This is a genomic window from Pseudoalteromonas sp. 2CM41L (assembly GCF_023161905.1).
In the GTDB taxonomy this organism is placed as follows: Bacteria; Pseudomonadota; Gammaproteobacteria; order Enterobacterales; family Alteromonadaceae; genus Pseudoalteromonas; species Pseudoalteromonas atlantica.
Genome location: NZ_JALNTN010000002.1, coordinates 228299 through 248231 on the forward strand (window position 1 = coordinate 228299; position 19933 = coordinate 248231).

Genomic DNA, 19933 nt, shown 5'->3' on the forward strand with positions numbered 1-19933 from the left:
GAAGTGCTAGCCCATTATGAGTAGCACTTCATTTGCCAAAAAAACCTTTAAAAGTATTAAAGGTTCAGCCCAAAAAGCCCTTCATCGCAGTTTAGATCAACACGTAAAATTGGCCGTAACCGGTCTAAGTGGCAGTGGTAAAACCGCGTTTATTACCGCACTTGTTAAGCACCTTACAACACAAAGCGATGATAAAAACTTACCGTTTTTTGATGTAATGCGAGAGCACCGCCATATAGCCACCAAAGTGGTGCCGCAAGAGGCGTTAAAAGTCCCTACGTTTGACTATCCGCGTGCACTTAATGCCTTGCTCCCAACTGATGGGATGCCTACATGGCCTGCATCAACCGAGCGTATTAATACCCTGCGTTTAGCGATTAAATACCAAAGCGCATCAGGGTTACGTGGGCATTTTTCGCCGCAATCTACGCTGTATTTAGATATTATTGACTACCCAGGTGAATGGCTACTTGATTTACCTATGCTTGAGCAAAGCTATAGTCAGTGGTGCGAGCAACAATACCCGCTGTTACTACAGCACCCGCGTGTGAATACCTCTACTGAATTTTTAAACGCGCTTGAACAGCTTGATTTAAATGCGCCTGTAGATGAAGGCTTGCTTGCACACATTGCGGCGCTTTATCAAAGTATGCTGGTAGGCCTTAAAAAAGATACTAAGCTTGCCATGTTACAACCTGGGCGCATGCTTATGCCTGGTGACTTACAAGGTGCGCCGCTTTTGTTGTTTTTTCCGGTAAATGCGCAGCATATAAAAAGTGATGAGGTAGTGGCAGGCTCTAACTTAGCGCATTTAATTAAGCGCTTTAACGCCTATGTAAAAGAGGTGGTTAAGCCATTTTATAATGAGCACTTTAAACACTTTGACCGCCAAATTGTGTTGGTAGACGTACTCAGCGCTTTAAATGAAGGCCACGAAACACTCCAAGAGCAAAGTAGTGTAATAAACCAATTACTCGCACACTTTAATTACGGCGAGTCGGGATTTTTTAAGCGTTTATTTAAACCCAACATAGATAAAATACTGTTTGCTGCAAATAAGTCAGATCATATAAGTGCAAAGCACCATAAAGATTTAGCACTACTACTTGACTCATTAGTGCATGAGCAAAGTAATCACTTAAAGTTTGATGGCGTACAAATAGAAACCATGGCAATGTCGTCAATTGCAGCAACGCAGCCGCGCCAAGTGGCCGATAAAGGCCAAACGCTTGATTGCATTTATGGCAAACCACTTAACGAGCAAGATTGGCTTACTTATTTACCCCCACAGCCACCAAAGCGCATGCTTAATAAAAATGAGTGGCCAGCGCAGGGCTTTGAGTTTTTATCGTTTGCGCCTATGCCAAACCCCGATAAGCAACTTAAGCATATTCGCCTTGATCATGTGATGCAGTACTTGTTAGGAGACAAATTATCATGAACGACACACAGCAAACTTTTCAAGCAGGTAGGCGAATTGATAGCCAAGCTGATGAACAGGTTGAGGCGACGCTTGCTCCTGCAAAAATAATTACCCAGGGTCAAAGTGAATACATTGAAGAGCCTGAAGATGAACTTCTTGATGAAGAAATAGACCTAGAGCCGGTATATAAAAAGTCTAAATGGCAAACGCTTAAAGGGGTGTTTGCTGTAAGCTTTTTAGTGTTAGTGCTTTTAGAATTTGCGTATTCGTTAGTGTTTGCGTTTCAGCAGTCGGTCATTTTAGGCGGTGTTTATTTAACTGCGGTGGTAAGCGGTGTGTTGCTAATTGGGCGCATGCTATGGCGCGAATACAGAATGCTGCGCAGTTTAAAGCGTAATCAGTTACACCGCCAAGAAGCCGACAGACTCTTAAATAGTGAGCAAGTAGGCGGCGCATTACCCTGGCTTGAAAAACTAAATAAGCACCAACAGCTCGACAACTTCGATGCGTTTAAAAACCAAGTGGCTACCCATCATAGCGATAAGGAAATAATGACCCTTTACGCAAATAGCTTGCTTATAACGCAAGACACGCAAGCTAAAAAGCTTATAAACCGCTTTGCGACAGAGTCAGCGTTGCTTGTTGCCTTAAGCCCCCTTGCGCTGGTGGACATGATGGCGGTGCTTTGGCGCGGTACTAAGTTAATAGAGCAAATTGGTAAAATTTATGGCATTGGTTTTGGTTACGCAAGCCGCATTAAGCTCTACCGTATGCTAATAAAGCAAGTTATGTTTGTAGGCAGTGCTGAGCTTGTATCTGATTTAGCAGCCACAGCACTCAGTGCTGAGCTTTTAGGTAAGCTTTCGGGGCGTGCAGCGCAAGGTGTAAGCGCCGGTATATTTACAGCACGTATTGGTTACAAAGCAATGGAGCTTAGCCGCCCATTACCACGGCTTGAAAACAAACGCAGCTTGTTAAAAGGCACAGTGCAAAGTATTGCCAGCAAAATTATGAGCCGTAAAAAGGCCGAGCCAACGTCCTAAAGTAGCAGTGGCAATATTTGTGTACAAAACCGCGCTGAGCGGTTTTTGCACAAATAGCCATCTGAGCATCCGGCATGCTTGTGATTTAAACTGCGGTGCGTTTTATTTATGTAATTGACACACATAATAAAAAACGAGAGCACACAATGAGCAAGCAGCATATTAATACCCAATGTATTCATGGCCCGCAAAAAGCAAACGATCCGCATGGCGCACTCACGTCGCCTTTGTATCAAACCTCTACCTTTCATTTTGAAAATGCAGCACAAGGTGCCGCGCGTTTTGCAGACGATGAGCCCGGTTATATTTACACCCGCCTAGGTAACCCAACCACCACCGAACTTGAGCAAAAAGTAGCACAGTTAGAGGGCTGCGAAGCTGCTGCTGCTACCGCCACAGGTATGGGCGCTGTATCGGCGTCGGTATTAAGCTTTTTATCGCAGGGCGATCATTTAATTGCATCAAGTACATTGTATGGATGTACTTTTGCGTTTTTTGCTCACATGTTACCGCGCTGGGGAATAGAAGTTACTTTTGTTGATATGACCAACGAGGGCGAGCTTCGCGCTGCTATAAAACCTAATTCAAAAATGATATTTGTAGAAACGCCAATCAACCCCACAATGGCAGTCATTGATTTAGCCTTAATTGGCGCGCTCGCTAAGCAACATAATTTAATTAGTGTGGTCGACAACACCTTTTTAACGCCACTGCTGCAATCACCTAAGCAGTACGGCATAGATATTATTGTGCACAGTGCCACTAAGTACTTAAACGGCCATGGCGATGTAGTAGCTGGGCTTGTGTGTGGAACGCATGAGCACATTACCTTAATAAAAATGACGGTACTTAAAGATATTGGTGCCACCATAAGCCCGCACGATGCATGGCTTATTAATCGCGGAATAAAAACTTTAGCCATACGCATGGAGCGCCATTGCCAAAGCGCGCAAACGGTTGCCGAATATTTAGAGGCGCACCCACAGGTTAATATTGTTTATTACCCTGGGCTTAAATCGCACCCTGGCAACAAATATATAGGCAAGCAAATGAAAGCCGCAGGCGGCGTTATTGCATTTGAAATTAAAGGCAGCCTTGCTCAAGGAGCGCAGTTTATAGATAGCATGAAGCTTTGCACACTTGCTGTAAGTTTAGGTGATGCCGAAACGCTTATTCAGCACCCCGCATCAATGACGCATTCCCCTTACACACCCGAGGAGCGAGCAGCCGCAGGCATAAGTGATGGCTTAATAAGACTCTCTGTAGGGCTTGAAGATGTTAACGATATTATTGACGACTTAAACCAAGCTTTTACATTAATTTGTTAGATGTATTTATTTGTGTACAGTTTAATTTGCTCTTAACGCCTTTAATTTAGTGGTTGTATAATATTAATGCCGGTGGTGTAATTTTAACTATACATTTTAGGGGATCGTGCTAAATGTAGATATCCGTCTAACTATTAAACTTTTCTTCACTTTTGCATAGTATGGCTGCATTAGATATTCACTAATCTTGAGTATCACACTGACACACATTTGGGCTTAACCCCAAGAAGGTTATTATGGCTAAAGCAAGTAAATACACCTCTAAAACACCTGATGAAAACGGTGTTATTCATTGGAGCGAAGAAGAAAACAAAATTTGGTCTGAGCTTGTTACGCGCCAACTTGCGTGCATAGAAGGCAAAGCTTGTGATGAGTACATGGATGGGCTTAAAAAAATAAACCTACCACACGATCGTATCCCGCAATTAAGCGAGCTTAACGAAGTGCTTCTTGCCACCACCGGTTGGCAAGTAGCGCCTGTACCTGCGCTTATCGATTTTGATGAATTTTTTAGGTTATTGGCAAACAAACAATTTCCGGTAGCGACGTTTATTCGTAGCCGAGAAGAGTTTGACTACCTGCAAGAGCCTGACATTTTCCATGAAATATTTGGCCACTGCGCTATGCTAACAAACCCTGACTTTGCCGAATTCACACACAAATACGGCCAATTAGGGTATGCAGCGCAGAAAAAAGATCGTGTATACCTTGCACGTATGTATTGGTTTACGGTTGAGTTTGGTTTAATGCAAACCGAAAACGGCCTGCGTATATACGGCGGTGGTATATTATCAAGCCCAGGTGAAACCCAGTACGTGTATTCAGATACACCAGAGATAACGCCTATGAGCGTAATTGATGTGCTGCGTACGCCGTACCGCATTGATATTATGCAACCACAGTACTACACCATAAATTCGATTCATGATCTGTTTGATATATCACAAATGGATATTATGACTTTGGTTGAGCAAGCTAAAGCACTTGGTTTGCACGACCCAAAATTTCCACCTAAAGAAAAATTAGCCGGTTAACTTTAATTTAAAAAGAAACGCTAAAGTAAGGATTTAAAATGTCTTCATTAAGTGAACAAAAATGCGAAGCCTGTCACGTAGATGCGCCAAAAGTATCTGAGGAAGAGCTTGCCCAACTTATTACAAAAATTCCAGACTGGGTACCAGAGGTACGCGACGGCATTATGCAACTTGAGCGTGTTTATAAGTTTAAAAACTTTAAGCAAGCTATGGCGTTTACCAATAAAGTAGGTGATATGGCAGAAGATGAAGGCCATCACCCAGGTTTATTAACCGAATGGGGCAAAGTAACCGTAACGTGGTGGAGCCATTCAATTAAAGGCCTGCACAAAAACGATTTTATTTGCGCAGCTAAAACAGACGACGTATTTAACGCGCTGTAATTAAAAAATTAATTGAGCAGATTAAAAAGGCACTTTTAAGTGCCTTTTTTATTGCATCAAAATTGCGCTGTTAATTAATACCTTTATTTAAGGTTTGTCGCTATTTAACATGTCATCGTGTTCGGCCATATCCCACGGAAGTTCCCCTGGGCTGTTACCTAAGAAGTGCAAGTAATTCTCAAATTGATCAAGAATGTCCTTCACAATATCATCTTCACTGTAGCCATATACATCGTAAGATAACCCACCGCGGCGTAAGAAAACATCTGCCTTGTAATACATCTCGGAGTTATCAGCATCCGGTTTTAGCTCTGTATAGGCAAAGCTTGGCATTGGGTGCTCAGTAAGACGAATATCATACACAAAATCAACATGTTCATGGCGTAGTACGGTTAAATGGGCGCGGCCTAAGTCAGTATCAAAATCTACCTCGGCATGCCACTGGCGCGCTTTTAATTCTGCTTGAACAGCTTGCATTGCTTTTACCACCACACTACTAATGAAGGTATGCACTTTTTCCTTATTGGGATAATTAACCATAGCGGCTAACCGGCGCTTCCAATGAGATAGGTTAACATTACGGCTATTGAGCGCATGTGCTTGTAAGCTCGTATCGCGATGGCCTTCAATGGTAAGTGCGCGCCAAAGTCCCGCGGTTGCAATAAGCATAATAATAGCAAAGGGTAGGGCACTGGCTATTGTCATAGTTTGTAGTGCACTTAGCCCACCTGCTACTAATAAAACAGCAGCCACAGCGCCTTCAAGCACAGCCCAAAACACCCGTTGCCATGCAGGCGTATCAATACTCCCGCCAGAGGCGAGGGAGTCAATAACTAACGAGCCCGAGTCAGATGAGGTTACAAAAAAGGTAATAATTAAGATAACCGTTAGTAGCGAAATAATAAACGATAACGGTAGCACTTCAAATAATTGAAATAGCGCAACGGCATGGTTTGCTTGAACATCGGTTATTAAAGTATTAAACCCTTCATTCATTATTAAATTTAGCGCGGTATCGCCAAATACAGAAAACCATAAAAAGGTAAAAATAGTCGGAACTAGCATCACGCCCACAACAAATTGCCTAATGGTTCTGCCGCGGCTAATTTTAGCGATAAACATACCAACAAAGGGTGCCCACGCTATAGTCCAGCCAAATATAAATAGGGTCCAGTTACCAATCCAATCACTACGGCTATAGGCTTGTAAATTAAAAGTACGCTCAACAATACCACTGAGGTAGCTGCCGGTATTTTGTAAAAACGATTCAAGAATATGAATAGTCGGGCCAATAAAAAACACAAAGGCCATTAATGATACGGCGAGTGTCATGTTTATTATAGATAAACGCTTCACTCCTTTATCCATACCTGCCACCACAGAAAGCGTTGCCGCTGCGGTAATAATAACAATAGCGGTAATTTGTACCGTGGTATTAATAGGAATGCTTGGCCATAAGTAGTGCAACCCGGCATTAATTTGAGTAACCGAAAGCCCTAACGTTGTGGCAATACCAAATAGCGTGCCTAATATGGCAAACACATCAACAGTGTGTCCAATAGGGCCATATATTTTATCACCAATAAGTGGATACAAGGCTGAGCGAATAGACAGCGGAAGGCCGTGGCGAAATGCAAAGTAAGCAAGCACTAAACCAACAATCCCATAAATTGCCCATATATGAAAACCCCAATGAAAAAATGCAATTTGCATAGCCTGCTTAGCGGCATCAACGGTTTCTGCGGCGCCCGCGGGCGGAGATGCATAATGGAGCACGGGTTCTGCTACACCAAAATAAAGTAATGCGACTCCGTAACCGGCCGAAAATAGCATGGCAAACCATTCACCAAAGCTATATTGGGGTTGCGCATGATCAGGACCCAGCTTGATATTTCCCCAGCTGGAGGCGGCAACACAAACGATGAAAACTAAGAAGATGGCAACTGATAACATATAAAACCAGCCAAAGGTTTCTGTTATCCACTTGAGGGCGACACTGAATGCTTGCCCTGCCAGTTCAGGGTTGCTACTTGTACCAATGACCAAAAGCAGAATAATAAATACCGCGGGCAAAAATACCGGTAGCAAAATAGTTGAGCGTAAAGCAGTTTTTGTCATATTAATCCTTAATATTAATTGCTAACTTTCAAGTATGCTTTACTACCTTATTATATCTTGGGTGTGTTGGCTAATTCAGTCGTATGTTTTGTATACGTATATTGCTTTGAATTAAGGTTGAGTTGAGCACAGAGAAACCCAACGGTTTAGCTATTTAAGAGATAAACTCTAATCTAAACAAAAAAGCTCTAAACCCAAAGGGCTTAGAGCTTTCTAAATTTAGCTAAAACACTAAACTTTAATGTGTTGTTGGGTTTCGTTTCACTCAACCCAACCTACGTTTAACACCAATCAGCTTAGGGCTTACATCTAAAAGCTTATCGCTTCTTTTAATCATCAATTGAGCGTAGTAGGGCGTTGATGCCTACTTTTTCGCGTGTTTGTTGATCTACCTTTTTCACGATGATTGCAGCGTATAGGCTGTGAGTGCCATCTTTTGATGGTAGTGCGCCTGGTACTACTACTGCGCCTGCTGGTACGCGGCCGTAATGAATTTCGCCGGTTTCACGGTCGTAAATACGGGTGCTTTGGCTAATGTAAACGCCCATTGAAATAACAGCGCCTTCCTCTACTACTACACCTTCAACAATTTCAGAGCGTGCGCCAATAAAGCAGTTGTCTTCAATGATGGTAGGGTTAGCTTGAAGTGGCTCTAAAACGCCGCCTATGCCCACGCCGCCCGATAAGTGTACGTTCTTACCAATTTGTGCACACGAGCCAACAGTTGCCCATGTATCAACCATGGTGCCTTCATCAACGTAGGCGCCAATGTTCACATACGATGGCATAAGTACGACGTTTTTACCTACAAAGCTGCCTTTACGTGCTACCGCGTTAGGAACTACGCGCATGCCACCTTGCTGAAACTGCTCCGGTGTGTAGTCGCTAAATTTAAGCGGTACTTTATCGTAAAACTGATTTACGCCGTCGTTCATTGGTTGGTTGTCGCGAATACGAAATGATAGTAAAACGGCTTTTTTAAGCCATTGGTGTACGACCCATTCGCCTGATATTTTTTCAGCAACACGGGCTGCACCGCTATCAAGAAGCTCTAGTGCGTCAATAATCGCTTGTTTTACATCGCTAGATACACTGCTTGGGCTAATGCTATCGCGGTTGTCCCAGGCGTTTTCTATCATAGTTTTTAAATCTGACATGGTGTGTCCTTATTCTGTTTCGGCGTTGAATTTTTTACGTAATGCCTGATGAATTTTGGCTTGCTCTTCATCAGTCAGCGCTTGGTATTCGTTATTTGATACGACAAAGAAATCCTCTGCACGTTCACCTACCGTTGTAATACGGGCTGCGTGAATGTGTAATAAATGCGCTTGGAAAACTTCGGCAATTTTAGTAAGTAAACCAGGTATATCAACAGCTTGAATTTCTATTAGGCTGCGATCTTTACGGGCATGAGGGCGCAGCACTATTTTAGGTTTAATATTAAAGTCTTTAAATCGTTGCGAGCGATTCTTTTTAAAGCGTATTTTTTTACGTGGTTCGCTAAGTGCTTGCTCAAGTCCACGTTTAATTGACTGAGCACGGCTACTTGCAATAGGGTCGCCGCTCACTTCAAGTATTACAAAGTTAAATAGGGCGTAGCCATCTTTGGTAGTAAGCACTTGAGCGTGTTGTATTTGCGCCTTTTTAGAACCAATTACGCTAACTAAACGAGCGAATAACGGCCCAGAATATGGGCTATAAGCAAACACTTGCGTGCCACCATGCATTGCTTTATCAGAAACAATGACACTGGGTAGGCTTAAGTCTGCGCATTTTAATAGGTGCTCGGTTTGCCATGATATTTGCTGCTCGCTAAAGGCAGTAAAGTAATTGGCTTTAAAGCGGCTCCAAATTAAATCAATTTGGTTTTCTAGGTAGCCCAAATTAAGTAAGCGCTGTTTAGCTTGGTGTTTTTTATCGCGTATTTGGTCGCGTTGATCCATTGGGTTTTCAAGCCCTAGGCGTAATGCACGCTGAGTATGCAAGTATAACTCGCGTAGTAGGGTGTTTTTCCAATCATTCCATAAGTTGTCGTTGGTTGCGCGTATATCGGCAACGGTTAAACAATAGAGGTAATCGAGTTGGCGCTCTGTTTTTACACGTGAGGCAAAGTCTTTAATAACACCTGGGTCATTTATGTCTTTACGCTGCGCAGTGACCGACATAAGTAAATGGTTACCAACTAGCCACGATATAAGCTTGCCATCAGATGATGGGAAGCCATGTAATTTAGAAAAAGCAATGGCATCCACTGAGCCTAGCTCTGAGTGATCGCCGCCACGCCCTTTAGCAATATCATGAAAAATACCCGCTAAATAAAGCAGCTCTGGCTTATCCATACGGGTTACTATTTCGCTACAAATAGGAAACTCGCTCACTTTAGATTTATCAAAATATTGGTAAATATTATTGATTAATTTATGGGTGTGCTCATCTACTGTGTAGGCATGAAATAAGTCAAATTGCATTTGCCCAAATATATTACGCCACTGCGGTAAATACGCGGCCAACATGCCGTGTTTGTGCATGAGCGTGAATGCGCGGCCCATGCCGTTAGGGTGTTTTACAATACGCATAAATGCCTCGCGACACGCTGCGTAATCTTGTAAGTCACCTAATAGGCGCCTGCGTACTTGCCTAATGGTACGAATAGTACTTGGGTAAATATGGGTAATTTCGGGGTTGTCGGCAATATGCTCAAACAAAACAAAAAGTTGATCGCGTCTAAAAAATACCGATGGGTTTTTTACCCTAATTTGGTGCCCAACGCGTTCAAAGTCTTTGTCTAACTCAATCACTGGCGCTTCGCTGCTCTCTGGCATAATACTTTCTTCAAAGTACGATAGCAGCATTTGATTAAGCTCGCGTACGCGGCTCATTATTCTAAATAAGCGTTTCATCATACGCTCAACCGAAGCTTTACCATCGCTACCAAAGCCAAGTATTTCAGCTGTGTGTGGTTGATGGTCAAACAACAAACGGTTTTCTGAGCGCCCAGCGGCTAAATGCAGTGCAAAGCGAATATTCCAAAGGTTTTCTAGGCACTCCGAAAGCTCCTGAAACTCTTCATGCGTTAAGTAGCCGTGGCTAATTAGCTCTTGTAGGGTTTCGGCTCTAAAGTGCTTTTTAGCAACCCAAATAATGGTTTGTAAATCGCGAAGACCACCGGGGTTTTCTTTTATGTTTGGCTCTAGGTTGTAAGCAGTACCGTGGCACTTTTTATGGCGTAGGTTTTGCTCTTGCACTTTGGCTACAAAAAACTCGCCTGAGCGCCAAACAGGGGTTTCTATAATATGCGTTTTGAGTTTTTCAAACTCAATGTGATTACCAAAAATGAGCCTACTTTCGAGCAAGCTGGTGGCAAAGGTAACGTCTTCACGTTTTTGCTCTATGGCTTGTTCAATGGTACGCACACTGTGGCCTATCTCTAAATTGAGATCCCATAGCATGGTAACAAACTGGCCTATTTTTTCGCATATTTGCTCGCTAGGCGGCTGCGTAACAAGCAATAAAAAGTCAATGTCGGAGTAGGGGTGTAGCTCGCCACGGCCGTACCCGCCCACGGCAATAAGGGCAAGATCAGGCTCGTGAGCTAAATCGTAAACATGAAACAGTTTAATTAGCAGGCGGTCTATAAACTCAGCCCGGGCATTAATTAAATTACCAACTGGTTGCTTAGAAAATTCGTTATGTAACCACTTATAAAAATAGCTAGAACAACCGCGATAATCGCTCAGTTGCTCAGCATCGCTAAGCAACTTTTTTACTTTGTTGGGTAATGCCACGTGGGCTGGCTCCTTATTGAACCGTTAGCATTGATAAATAACCTGAACGTTAAGTAATAAGTCTATCCCAAGCGGCTATTTTTAGTGTTAACAGTGTTGAATCTACTTGCAAATAGGCTCGCTATTTGGTGCGTCAATTCGATTTGTTTTCACTGAAAATCTCCAACTTGGGGGAAATAAATTAAATATTACATATAATTCAGTATGTTATTAGATATATTAACCAGATTAGAGGTTAAATACTTTTATCAAGTGGCTCGGTTTTTATTAGTGTTCGATAATCCTGTCGATAGTATCATCTGATCGCAGCGTTAAAATTTCAACACCATTTTCAGTCACTAATAGGGTGTGTTCCCACTGTGCAGACAAACTACGGTCGCGTGTAACTACAGTCCACTCGTCTTTTAAAAGTTTACACTGGCGCTTACCTGCGTTAACCATTGGCTCTATTGTTAAACACATACCGGCTTTAAGTGTTTCGCCAGTACCTGCTTTACCGTAGTGCATTACTTGAGGCTCTTCATGAAATTCGCTACCAATACCGTGGCCGCAGTATTCACGTACAATTGAGTAGTTAAAGCTCTCTGCGTATTTTTGAATTGCTTCACCAATATCGCCTAAACGCACACCTGGTTTTACCATTTTAATGGCAAGGTATAAGCTTTCTTGCGTTACTTGTGCAAGGCGTTTACCTTGAATGTTAGGCGTACCTACATGAAACATCTTTGAGGTGTCGCCGTGGTAACCGTCTTTAATTACGGTTACATCAATGTTGACGCTATCGCCATCTTTTAGCGGTTTGTCATTTGGAATACCGTGGCAAATTACATGATTTACAGAGGTACAAACCGACTTAGGAAAACCGTGGTAATTTAGTGGCGCAGGTATGGCATCTTGCACATTTACAATATAATCATGACAAATTGTATTTAGCTCATCAGTAGTCACACCTGGCACTACATGTGGTTCAATCATTTCAAGTACGTCTGCCGCTAAACGCCCGGCTACACGCATTTTTTCAATTTCTTCAGGGGTCTTGATCACAGCGCTCATTGAGGCTCCAAAGTTGCGTTTTTTAACATTTATCGTCGCACAAATTTTGCACGCGACGTTGAGTATTTAATTTTAATATGGTATAAAGCGCGCCGTCTTTTTACAAATAAATTCTTAAATGATTTTTTGTATTTAAGGCAAACACAATTTTATTTTAACACACACACGTATCGTCACATACACTTGGGTGCATTTGAAGTTTAAATACTTCGGTGTTGGTGCTATGGGATATGTGGAGGCCTAACCCTAAACTACATAGAGGATTTACAAAATGGCAAACGTTTCAATGCGCGATATGCTTCAAGCTGGTGTTCACTTTGGTCACCAAGCACGTTACTGGAACCCTAAGATGAAGCCTTTCATCTTCGGCGCACGTAACCGTGTACATATCATCAACCTTGAGCAAACAGTACCAATGTTCAACGACGCACTTAAGTTTTTATCAAGTGCTGCTGCAAACAAAGGTAAAGTTCTTTTCGTTGGTACTAAGCGCGCAGCAAGCGAAGCAGTTAAAGAAGCTGCTTTACAAAGCGACCAGTTCTTCGTTAACCACCGCTGGTTAGGTGGTATGTTAACTAACTGGAAAACAGTTCGTCAGTCAATCAAGCGTCTTAAAGACCTTGAAGCTCAAAGCCAAGACGGTACTTTCGAGAAGTTAACTAAGAAAGAAGCGTTAATGCTTACTCGCGAAATGGAAAAGCTTGAAAAGAGCCTTGGCGGTATCAAAAACATGGGTGGCCTTCCAGACGCTATCTTCGTTATCGATGCTGATCACGAGCACATTGCTATCCGTGAAGCAAACAACCTAGGTATTCCAGTTGTTGCAATCGTTGATACTAACTCTAACCCAGACGGTGTTGATTACATCGTACCTGGTAACGATGATGCTATCCGTGCAATCAACCTTTACACTAGCTCTGTTGCAGCTGCTATCACTGAAGGTCGTGAGAACAACATCGTTGCTCAAGCTGAGAAAGACGACTTTGTAGAAGCTGAGTAATTAGCTGTCATCAAGTCTTCATCTTTTTAAGGTGAAGACTTGCTATTCTTGTAGAGCGGTTTACCCGCTTATCTAATACCTGATTTCAGATTTGAGGATTTACTAATGGCTGTAACTACTGCCCTAGTTAAAGAATTACGCGAGCGTACTGGCGCTGGCATGATGGATTGTAAAAAAGCGTTAACTGAAACTGATGGCGACATCGAGTTAGCGATTGAAAACATGCGTAAGAGCGGTGCTGCAAAGGCTGCTAAGAAAGCAGGTAACATTGCTGCTGAAGGTACTATCATCATCAAGCAAAACGATGGTGTTGCAGTCCTAGTAGAAGTTAACTGTCAAACTGACTTCGTAGCAAAAGACGAAAGCTTCTTAGCGTTTGCTAACAAAGTTGCTGACGCTGCTATCGCTGAAACAATCACTATCGAAGACTTACAAGCTAAGTTTGAAGAAGACCGTGTTGAGCTAGTAACTAAAATTGGTGAAAACATTAACGTACGTCGTCTTCAGTACATCACTGGTGAAACACTTGTTGAATACCGTCACGGTGAGCGTATTGGTGTTGTTGTTGCAGGTGTTGCTGATGAAGAAACACTTAAGCACATTGCAATGCACGTTGCTGCTTCAAACCCAGAGTACTTAACGCCTGAAGATGTACCTGCTGACGTTGTAGAAAAAGAAAAGCAAGTTCAAATCGACATCGCGATGAACGAAGGCAAGCCTGCTGAAATCGCTGAAAAAATGGTTGTTGGCCGCATGAAGAAATTTACTGGTGAGGTTTCTCTTACTGGTCAAGCTTTCATCATGGAGCCTAAAAAATCTGTTGGCGAAATTCTTAAAGAGAAAAACGCAACAGTTACTAGCTTCGCACGTGTAGAAGTTGGTGAAGGTATCGAGAAGAAAGAAGAAGATTTTGCTGCTGAAGTTGCTGCTCAAATTGCAGCTGCAAAAGGCGAGTAAGATTAACTATTTGTGATGCATAAGGAAATTAGATGCCATTAAAGTACTATTTGCTTTTGCGTCACGCTTAGAAATTCTTTAAAATAACCGCGCTTTTATGTTTATCATAAGCGCGGTTATTTTTTACCCATAATTTAATAAAAAGTTGGCCCCAATACTATGACTATCAATCGTAAACCTATTTTTAGACGTGTTCTTCTCAAATTAAGTGGTGAAGCTTTAATGGGAGACGAAGGCTTCGGCATCGACCCAAAAGTGCTAGATCGTATGGCCCAAGAAATTAAAGAGCTGGTAGAACTCGACGTAGAAGTGGGTTTGGTTATCGGCGGTGGTAACTTTTTACGTGGCGGATCACTAGCAGAAGCTGGCATGAACCGCGTAGTTGGTGACCACATGGGTATGCTTGCAACCGTAATGAACGGCCTTGCAATGCGTGATGCACTACACCGTGCATTTGTTAATTGTCGTTTAATGTCGGCAATCCCTCTAAACGGTGTATGTGATGCATACAACTGGGCTGAGGCAATTAGCTTATTAAAATCTGGCCGCGTTGTTATTTTTGCAGCAGGTACGGGTAACCCGTTCTTCACTACCGATTCTGCTGCGTGTTTACGCGGTATTGAAATTGAAGCCGACACTGTAATTAAAGCGACTAAGGTTGATGGCGTATTTAGTGATGATCCGGTTAAAAACCCAGAAGCCACGCTTTACCGTCACTTAAGCTACAATGAAATTATTGATAAAGAACTAAAAGTAATGGATTTAGCGGCGTTTACACTCGCTCGCGATCATAATATGCCATTGAGCGTATTTAACATGAATAAATCAGGCGCCTTAAAACGCGTAATTATGGGTGAAGAAGAAGGCACACTTATCTCTTCACAAGCCTCAGATGAAGTAATCAAATAATTAGGATTAAACCGTGATTAACGATATTCAAAAAGATGCGCAAGAGCGCATGCAAAAAAGTGTAGCAGCACTAGGTAGTCAACTATCAAAAATTCGTACAGGTCGTGCTCACCCAGCAATTTTAGACGGCATTATGGTATCGTACTACGGTGCTGATACACCGCTTAACCAAGTGGCTAATGTAACGATTGAAGACTCTCGTACGCTGGCTATCGGCGTATTCGATAAGTCTTTAGCGCAAGCTGTAGAAAAAGCAATTATGGCGTCTGACTTAGGTTTAAACCCTATGTCTGCTGGTACAGTAATTCGCGTACCACTTCCTCCGCTTACAGAAGAGCGTCGTAAAGATTTAATTAAAATTGTACGTGGCGAAGTAGAAAGCGGCCGTGTTGCTGTGCGTAACATTCGTCGTGACGCTAATGGCGATGTAAAATCTTTATTAAAAGATAAAGATATTTCTGAAGATGAAGCGCGTCAAGCAGAAGATACAATTCAAAAGCTTACAGATAAATTTATCAAAGAAATGGATGCACAACTAACAGCGAAAGAAGCTGAGTTGATGGAAATCTAAACAGCTAAATAACCTCAATGCAGGTTATGAAATATATTAGTTTTGAAACGCCGTCTAGGGTATACTAGGCGGCGTTTTTTTATGGAATACTCAATATTTATGGTTCTAGACGCTGATACAATTTCACAGCAATGTTTACCTAAACATGTTGCCATCATCATGGATGGTAACGGGCGTTGGGCGCAAGCTAGAAATAGACCTCGTGTGTTCGGGCATAAAAAAGGCGTGGACGCAGTTCGTCAATCTGTTCAGTTTTGTACTAAATTAGGGATACAATCGTTAACCTTATTTGCTTTTAGTAGTGAAAACTGGCGCCGCCCCGAGGACGAAGTAAACACTTTAATGGAGCTTTTTTTGTTTGTTTTAACAAAGGAAGTTAAAAAGCTTCATAAAAATAATGTAAAACTGACCATTATTGGAGATTTATCACGATTCTCTGAAAGTTTACGTAGCAAAGTATATGCTGCGCATGAGCTAACAGCAGATAACACTGGCTTGCATTTAAACGTGGCCGCTAATTATGGCGGTAGATGGGATATGGCAAATGCCGCTAAGCAACTTGCACTACAAGTTGCTAGCGGACGACTCAAGGCAGAGGATGTTACAGAAGAGCGCTTAGCACAGCATATGAGCATGGCAGACCAAGCGGAGCCGGATTTACTAATTCGCACGGGTGGTGATGTTCGTATTAGTAATTTTTTACTATGGCAAGCTGCTTATGCGGAACTTTACTTTACCGAAACTCTTTGGCCTGATTTTAACGAAGCAGCATTTGCTGAGGCCATTGCGTGTTACGTTGCCAGAGAGCGACGTTTTGGTTGTACGGGTGAACAAATAAAACAATTACTCGCGCATACCTAAAATAGAATAAGGGTCACTATTTTGTTAAAACAACGAATTTTAACCTCGGTTGTATTAGCGCCGTTAGCGCTAGCCTTGGTTTTTTATACTCCACTAACATTGTTTAGTTATTTTGCCGGTATTATTGTTTTACTTGGCGCGTGGGAGTGGTCTGCTTTTATGGGCCTATGCACAAAATTAAAACGTGGTGCGTTTGTGGTGTTAATTGGCGCGTTATTGGCGCTGCTAAATTTACATTGGCCGATTGAATCACTGTGGCAAAACGGCCAGCTGGTCGGGGATGCAAATTACTTATTTACGCTCTCGTTTGCTTGGTGGATTGTGGCCAGTTATTTAATTTGGCGCTACCCAGCCATGGCCAAAGCATGGAACGAAGGCTTGGTAATGCGCGGCATTGCCGGGTTGCTTACTTTAATCCCACTTTGGCTTGCACTCAATACCTTACGTAGCGCGCAATACGCTGAATCTACGCACTTTGGCTCGGTACTGATTTTAGTGGTACTTGGTATTGTGTGGAGCGCCGATGTAGGGGCTTACTTTACAGGCAAAAGTTTTGGTAAACACAAGCTCATGCCAAAGGTGAGCCCAAATAAAACCATCGAAGGCCTAGCTGGCGGTGTGGTTGCATCGATTGTATTTGTTTTAGCTTTTTGTCACTTTACCGGTGTGGATTTTGCTGTATGGCCTATTTATGCCGTAATGACCGCCTTTATAGCCTTGTTTTCGGCTGTCGGTGATTTACTCGAAAGCATGTTTAAGCGTGAAGCCGGCCTTAAAGACAGTGGTCGCTGTTTACCCGGCCACGGCGGTATTTTAGATAGAATTGACAGCTTAACCGCAGCAGCCCCAATGTTTGTAATGTGCTATGCATGGACCTTGAGTTTATGAGCCAACAGCAACAACTTGTTATTTTAGGCGCTACAGGTTCAATTGGGTTAAGTACATTGGATATTATAGCGCGAAATAAAGCGCTATTTAACGTGTTTGCCCTCACTGCAGGCCACAATGCAAAAAAAATGGCTGAGCTATGTATTGAGCACGAACCGTTATATGCGGTTATGGCCACACAAAGCGCTGCAGAGCAATTATCATCGTATTTAAATAATACGCCATGCCAAACCTTAGTAATGCATTCACAGCAGGCTATGAGCGATTTATGTGCGCATCCCGATGTCGATACCGTCATGTCAGCTATTGTTGGCGCTGCCGGTTTACTGCCTACACTAAGCGCCGTTGAAGCAGGTAAAAAAGTACTGCTTGCCAATAAAGAATCGTTGGTTATGTCAGGGCAGTTGTTTATTGATAAAGTAAAACAGCATAAAGCCACGTTGTTGCCTATTGATAGCGAGCATAACGCTATTTTTCAGTGCTTACCTCATTCACTTCAAAACGCAAACGCTGATCAAAATTTACAAGAGCATGGCGTAAGTAAAATATTGCTTACCGGCTCTGGTGGGCCATTTTTAACGCGCGATATAAATACCTTAAAAGAGGTTACGGTTAGTGAAGCCGTCGCTCACCCTAATTGGTCTATGGGGCAAAAAATATCGGTAGATTCAGCCACCATGATGAACAAAGGGCTTGAATTTATCGAAGCTAAATGGCTGTTTAATTGTGACACCAGCGATATTGATGTGGTGATCCACCCGCAAAGTATTATTCATTCTATGGTGCAATACCACGATGGCTCCATTTTAGCGCAAATGGGTAACCCCGATATGCGCACGCCTATTGCACATGCACTCGCTTACCCAGATCGAATTAACGCCGGTGTAAAACCACTCAACTTTTCGGATATTTGTGATTTTTCGTTCACAAAGCCTGATTTTGCGCGTTATCCAAATTTACAACTCGCTATTGATGCGTGCAGCGCAGGGCAAGGCGCAACCACAACGGTAAATGCAGCAAACGAAATAGCGGTTGCGGCATTTTTAAAAGGCCAAATTGGCTTTACTGACATTTATAAAATTAATGCACAAACGCTTGATGCGGCCACATTCACTAACGTACAAAGCCTAGATGAAATATTAGCGTGTGACCAACAAGCCCGCCAACGTGCAGCGGACCTAATAACAAAAGTGACTCATTAATATGTTAGATTTTTTTTGGAATCTTGGCTCGTTTATTTTAGCGCTCGGCATTTTAGTTGCTATTCATGAATATGGGCACTTTTGGGTGGCCCGTAAAATGGGTGTTAAAGTGCTGCGCTTTTCGATTGGTTTTGGTAAACCGCTTTTAAAGTGGCACGATAAATACAATACAGAATACGTAATTGCCGCTATTCCGCTGGGTGGCTACGTTAAAATGCTTGATGAACGCGTGGATGAAGTGCCAGAAAATGAGCGCCATTTGTCATTTAACGCTAAATCGGTTCAGGCCCGTATAGCCATAGTGGCAGCCGGCCCGCTAGCTAATTTTTTATTTGCTATTGTAGCGCTGGCGGCTATGTACATGGTGGGCGTGCAATCGGTAAAACCTGTAGTGGGTAGCATTACCGAAGGTAGCAGAGCAGAGCAGGCGGGCATTATGCCCTCTGAACAAATTATTAAAATTGGTGATGACACGATTGCCACCTGGCAAGATGCAACTTTTGCACTTATGTCGAGCTTAGGTGAGCAAAGCGTGCCCGTAGTAGTGCGTAACGAAAACTACCAAGAGCAAACAAAAATGCTTAACGTAGAGGGTTGGAAGCTCGATCAGCAAGACGTGCCGCCACTGAGTTCGTTGGGTATTGTACCGTTTAGACCGCAAGCCACATTAACCATTGCGGCTATTACTAAAAATTCAGCAGCCGAACTGGCTAATTTGCAGATTAACGATACGATTATCGCTGTAAATGGTGAAACAATAAGCGATTGGCAGCAATTAGTTAATCTTATTACGCAATCGGCTAACAAATCTTTACAATTTAGTGTAAAAAGACAAGATAGTATAAATAGCGTAACAGTAACGCCTAAATCGCGCATTAATGAGCACGGTATTGAACAAGGGTTTTTAGGTGTTGCGCCGGTTGTTCAACCTTGGCCTGAGGGCTATGTTGAAACCCGAAGCTTTGGTCCGCTTGATAGTATTGCTCGTGGTACCCAAGAGACCTGGCGCCTTATAACGCTTAGCTTTGACATGATTGGTAATTTAATTACAGGTCAGGTTTCGGTTAAAAATTTAAGTGGCCCTGTGGGCATTGCAGTTGGTGCAGGAACTAGCGTAAGCTACGGGCTAGTCTCCTTTTTAAGCTTTTTAGCGCTAATAAGCGTTAACTTGGGTGTATTTAATTTATTACCTCTGCCAGTGCTTGATGGTGGACACTTAATGTATTACATAATTGAACTTTTCCGTAAAAAGCCGGTCTCTGAAAAGACACAAGAATTTGGTTTTAAAGTGGGCGCCTTGCTGCTCATATTTTTAACATGTTTCGCTTTGTTCAATGATGTATCGCGTTTGTAGTTACAGCGTGACAATTACTAATTA

Annotated in this window: 17 protein-coding genes; 13 read left to right on the plus strand and 4 right to left on the minus strand. The window is 42.6% G+C overall.

Annotated elements, in window-relative coordinates:
- The first annotated feature begins 16 nt into the window (after positions 1-16).
- The 5 genes from MTF64_RS03875 (at position 17) to MTF64_RS03895 (ending at position 5211) form a co-directional block, all read left to right on the plus strand.
- Complete coding sequence (locus MTF64_RS03875; RefSeq protein ID WP_248450642.1) at positions 17-1441, plus strand: YcjX family protein; 1425 nt, start codon at positions 17-19, stop codon at positions 1439-1441.
- Positions 1438-2466: a TIGR01620 family protein gene (locus MTF64_RS03880; RefSeq protein WP_096739313.1), complete on the plus strand. Its 1029-nt coding sequence runs from the start codon at positions 1438-1440 to the stop codon at positions 2464-2466. Before MTF64_RS03875 ends, MTF64_RS03880 begins: the two co-directional genes overlap by 4 nt.
- Positions 2467-2612: 146 nt before the next feature.
- Positions 2613-3794: a methionine gamma-lyase gene (megL, locus tag MTF64_RS03885; RefSeq protein ID WP_248450644.1), complete on the plus strand. Its 1182-nt coding sequence runs from the start codon at positions 2613-2615 to the stop codon at positions 3792-3794.
- A gap of 236 nt (positions 3795-4030) precedes the next feature.
- Positions 4031-4828 (plus strand): phenylalanine 4-monooxygenase, encoded by a 798-nt coding sequence (gene phhA, locus MTF64_RS03890; protein ID WP_029774298.1) that lies wholly within the window; start codon positions 4031-4033, stop codon positions 4826-4828.
- A 38-nt stretch (positions 4829-4866) separates the two neighbouring features.
- Positions 4867-5211 carry a 4a-hydroxytetrahydrobiopterin dehydratase gene (locus MTF64_RS03895; RefSeq protein ID WP_004586913.1) on the plus strand — a complete coding sequence of 115 codons (345 nt, stop codon included), beginning with the start codon at positions 4867-4869 and terminating at the stop codon, positions 5209-5211.
- 87 nt (positions 5212-5298) lie between these two features.
- Here the strand turns inward: MTF64_RS03895 and MTF64_RS03900 are convergent, their stop codons facing one another.
- The 4 genes from MTF64_RS03900 to map all read right to left on the minus strand — a co-directional run bounded on the left by MTF64_RS03900 (position 5299) and on the right by map (position 12200).
- Positions 5299-7329, minus strand: coding sequence for a BCCT family transporter (locus MTF64_RS03900; protein WP_248450646.1), 2031 nt, complete (start codon positions 7327-7329; stop codon positions 5299-5301).
- Positions 7330-7658: 329 nt separating this feature from the next.
- Positions 7659-8486 (minus strand): 2,3,4,5-tetrahydropyridine-2,6-dicarboxylate N-succinyltransferase, encoded by an 828-nt coding sequence (gene dapD / locus MTF64_RS03905; protein WP_024033809.1) that lies wholly within the window; start codon positions 8484-8486, stop codon positions 7659-7661.
- A gap of 9 nt (positions 8487-8495) precedes the next feature.
- Entirely contained in the window at positions 8496-11114 is a 2619-nt protein-coding gene (glnD, locus tag MTF64_RS03910; protein ID WP_248450647.1) for a [protein-PII] uridylyltransferase, read from the minus strand.
- A gap of 267 nt (positions 11115-11381) precedes the next feature.
- Positions 11382-12200: a type I methionyl aminopeptidase gene (gene map / locus MTF64_RS03915; protein WP_223230592.1), complete on the minus strand. Its 819-nt coding sequence runs from the start codon at positions 12198-12200 to the stop codon at positions 11382-11384.
- A gap of 238 nt (positions 12201-12438) precedes the next feature.
- On the opposite strand from map, the gene rpsB reads away from it, so the two are divergent.
- The 8 genes from rpsB to rseP all read left to right on the plus strand — a co-directional run bounded on the left by rpsB (position 12439) and on the right by rseP (position 19909).
- On the plus strand, positions 12439-13167 hold the full coding sequence (gene rpsB, locus MTF64_RS03920; protein ID WP_004586918.1) for a 30S ribosomal protein S2: 729 nt from the start codon (positions 12439-12441) through the stop codon (positions 13165-13167).
- Between the two features lie 105 nt (positions 13168-13272).
- On the plus strand, positions 13273-14124 hold the full coding sequence (tsf, locus tag MTF64_RS03925) for a translation elongation factor Ts (RefSeq protein WP_004586919.1): 852 nt from the start codon (positions 13273-13275) through the stop codon (positions 14122-14124).
- A gap of 159 nt (positions 14125-14283) precedes the next feature.
- Positions 14284-15033 carry a UMP kinase gene (gene pyrH / locus MTF64_RS03930; RefSeq protein WP_039972186.1) on the plus strand — a complete coding sequence of 250 codons (750 nt, stop codon included), beginning with the start codon at positions 14284-14286 and terminating at the stop codon, positions 15031-15033.
- 13 nt (positions 15034-15046) lie between these two features.
- A complete protein-coding gene (gene frr, locus MTF64_RS03935) occupies positions 15047-15604 on the plus strand; it encodes a ribosome recycling factor (protein ID WP_096041410.1) in 558 nt (185 codons plus the stop codon).
- A gap of 81 nt (positions 15605-15685) precedes the next feature.
- Positions 15686-16465: an isoprenyl transferase gene (locus MTF64_RS03940; protein ID WP_096041411.1), complete on the plus strand. Its 780-nt coding sequence runs from the start codon at positions 15686-15688 to the stop codon at positions 16463-16465.
- Between the two features lie 21 nt (positions 16466-16486).
- Positions 16487-17353 (plus strand): phosphatidate cytidylyltransferase, encoded by an 867-nt coding sequence (locus MTF64_RS03945; RefSeq protein WP_248450648.1) that lies wholly within the window; start codon positions 16487-16489, stop codon positions 17351-17353.
- Positions 17350-18555, plus strand: a complete 1206-nt coding sequence (gene ispC, locus MTF64_RS03950) for a 1-deoxy-D-xylulose-5-phosphate reductoisomerase (RefSeq protein WP_248450785.1) — start codon at positions 17350-17352, stop codon at positions 18553-18555. Before MTF64_RS03945 ends, ispC begins: the two co-directional genes overlap by 4 nt.
- Before the next feature lies 1 nt (position 18556).
- The gene (gene rseP / locus MTF64_RS03955; RefSeq protein ID WP_248450650.1) at positions 18557-19909 is read left to right on the plus strand and encodes a sigma E protease regulator RseP; all 1353 of its coding nucleotides are present in this window, start codon (positions 18557-18559) and stop codon (positions 19907-19909) included.
- The last annotated feature ends 24 nt before the right edge of the window (positions 19910-19933 follow it).

What these genes read in the sequence shown, in the direction of transcription:
- rseP (WP_248450650.1), top strand. Translation starts at nt 18,557, where the DNA reads ATGTTAGATTTTTTTTGGAATCTTGGCTCGTTTATTTTAGCGCTCGGC.
- rpsB (WP_004586918.1), top strand. Translation starts at nt 12,439, where the DNA reads ATGGCAAACGTTTCAATGCGCGATATGCTTCAAGCTGGTGTTCACTTT.
- ispC (WP_248450785.1), top strand. Translation starts at nt 17,350, where the DNA reads ATGAGCCAACAGCAACAACTTGTTATTTTAGGCGCTACAGGTTCAATT.
- MTF64_RS03895 (WP_004586913.1), top strand. Translation starts at nt 4,867, where the DNA reads ATGTCTTCATTAAGTGAACAAAAATGCGAAGCCTGTCACGTAGATGCG.
- MTF64_RS03875 (WP_248450642.1), top strand. Translation starts at nt 17, where the DNA reads ATGAGTAGCACTTCATTTGCCAAAAAAACCTTTAAAAGTATTAAAGGT.
- MTF64_RS03880 (WP_096739313.1), top strand. Translation starts at nt 1,438, where the DNA reads ATGAACGACACACAGCAAACTTTTCAAGCAGGTAGGCGAATTGATAGC.
- tsf (WP_004586919.1), top strand. Translation starts at nt 13,273, where the DNA reads ATGGCTGTAACTACTGCCCTAGTTAAAGAATTACGCGAGCGTACTGGC.
- MTF64_RS03900 (WP_248450646.1), bottom strand. Translation starts at nt 7,329, where the DNA reads ATGACAAAAACTGCTTTACGCTCAACTATTTTGCTACCGGTATTTTTG.
- MTF64_RS03940 (WP_096041411.1), top strand. Translation starts at nt 15,686, where the DNA reads ATGGAATACTCAATATTTATGGTTCTAGACGCTGATACAATTTCACAG.
- pyrH (WP_039972186.1), top strand. Translation starts at nt 14,284, where the DNA reads ATGACTATCAATCGTAAACCTATTTTTAGACGTGTTCTTCTCAAATTA.
- megL (WP_248450644.1), top strand. Translation starts at nt 2,613, where the DNA reads ATGAGCAAGCAGCATATTAATACCCAATGTATTCATGGCCCGCAAAAA.
- phhA (WP_029774298.1), top strand. Translation starts at nt 4,031, where the DNA reads ATGGCTAAAGCAAGTAAATACACCTCTAAAACACCTGATGAAAACGGT.
- dapD (WP_024033809.1), bottom strand. Translation starts at nt 8,486, where the DNA reads ATGTCAGATTTAAAAACTATGATAGAAAACGCCTGGGACAACCGCGAT.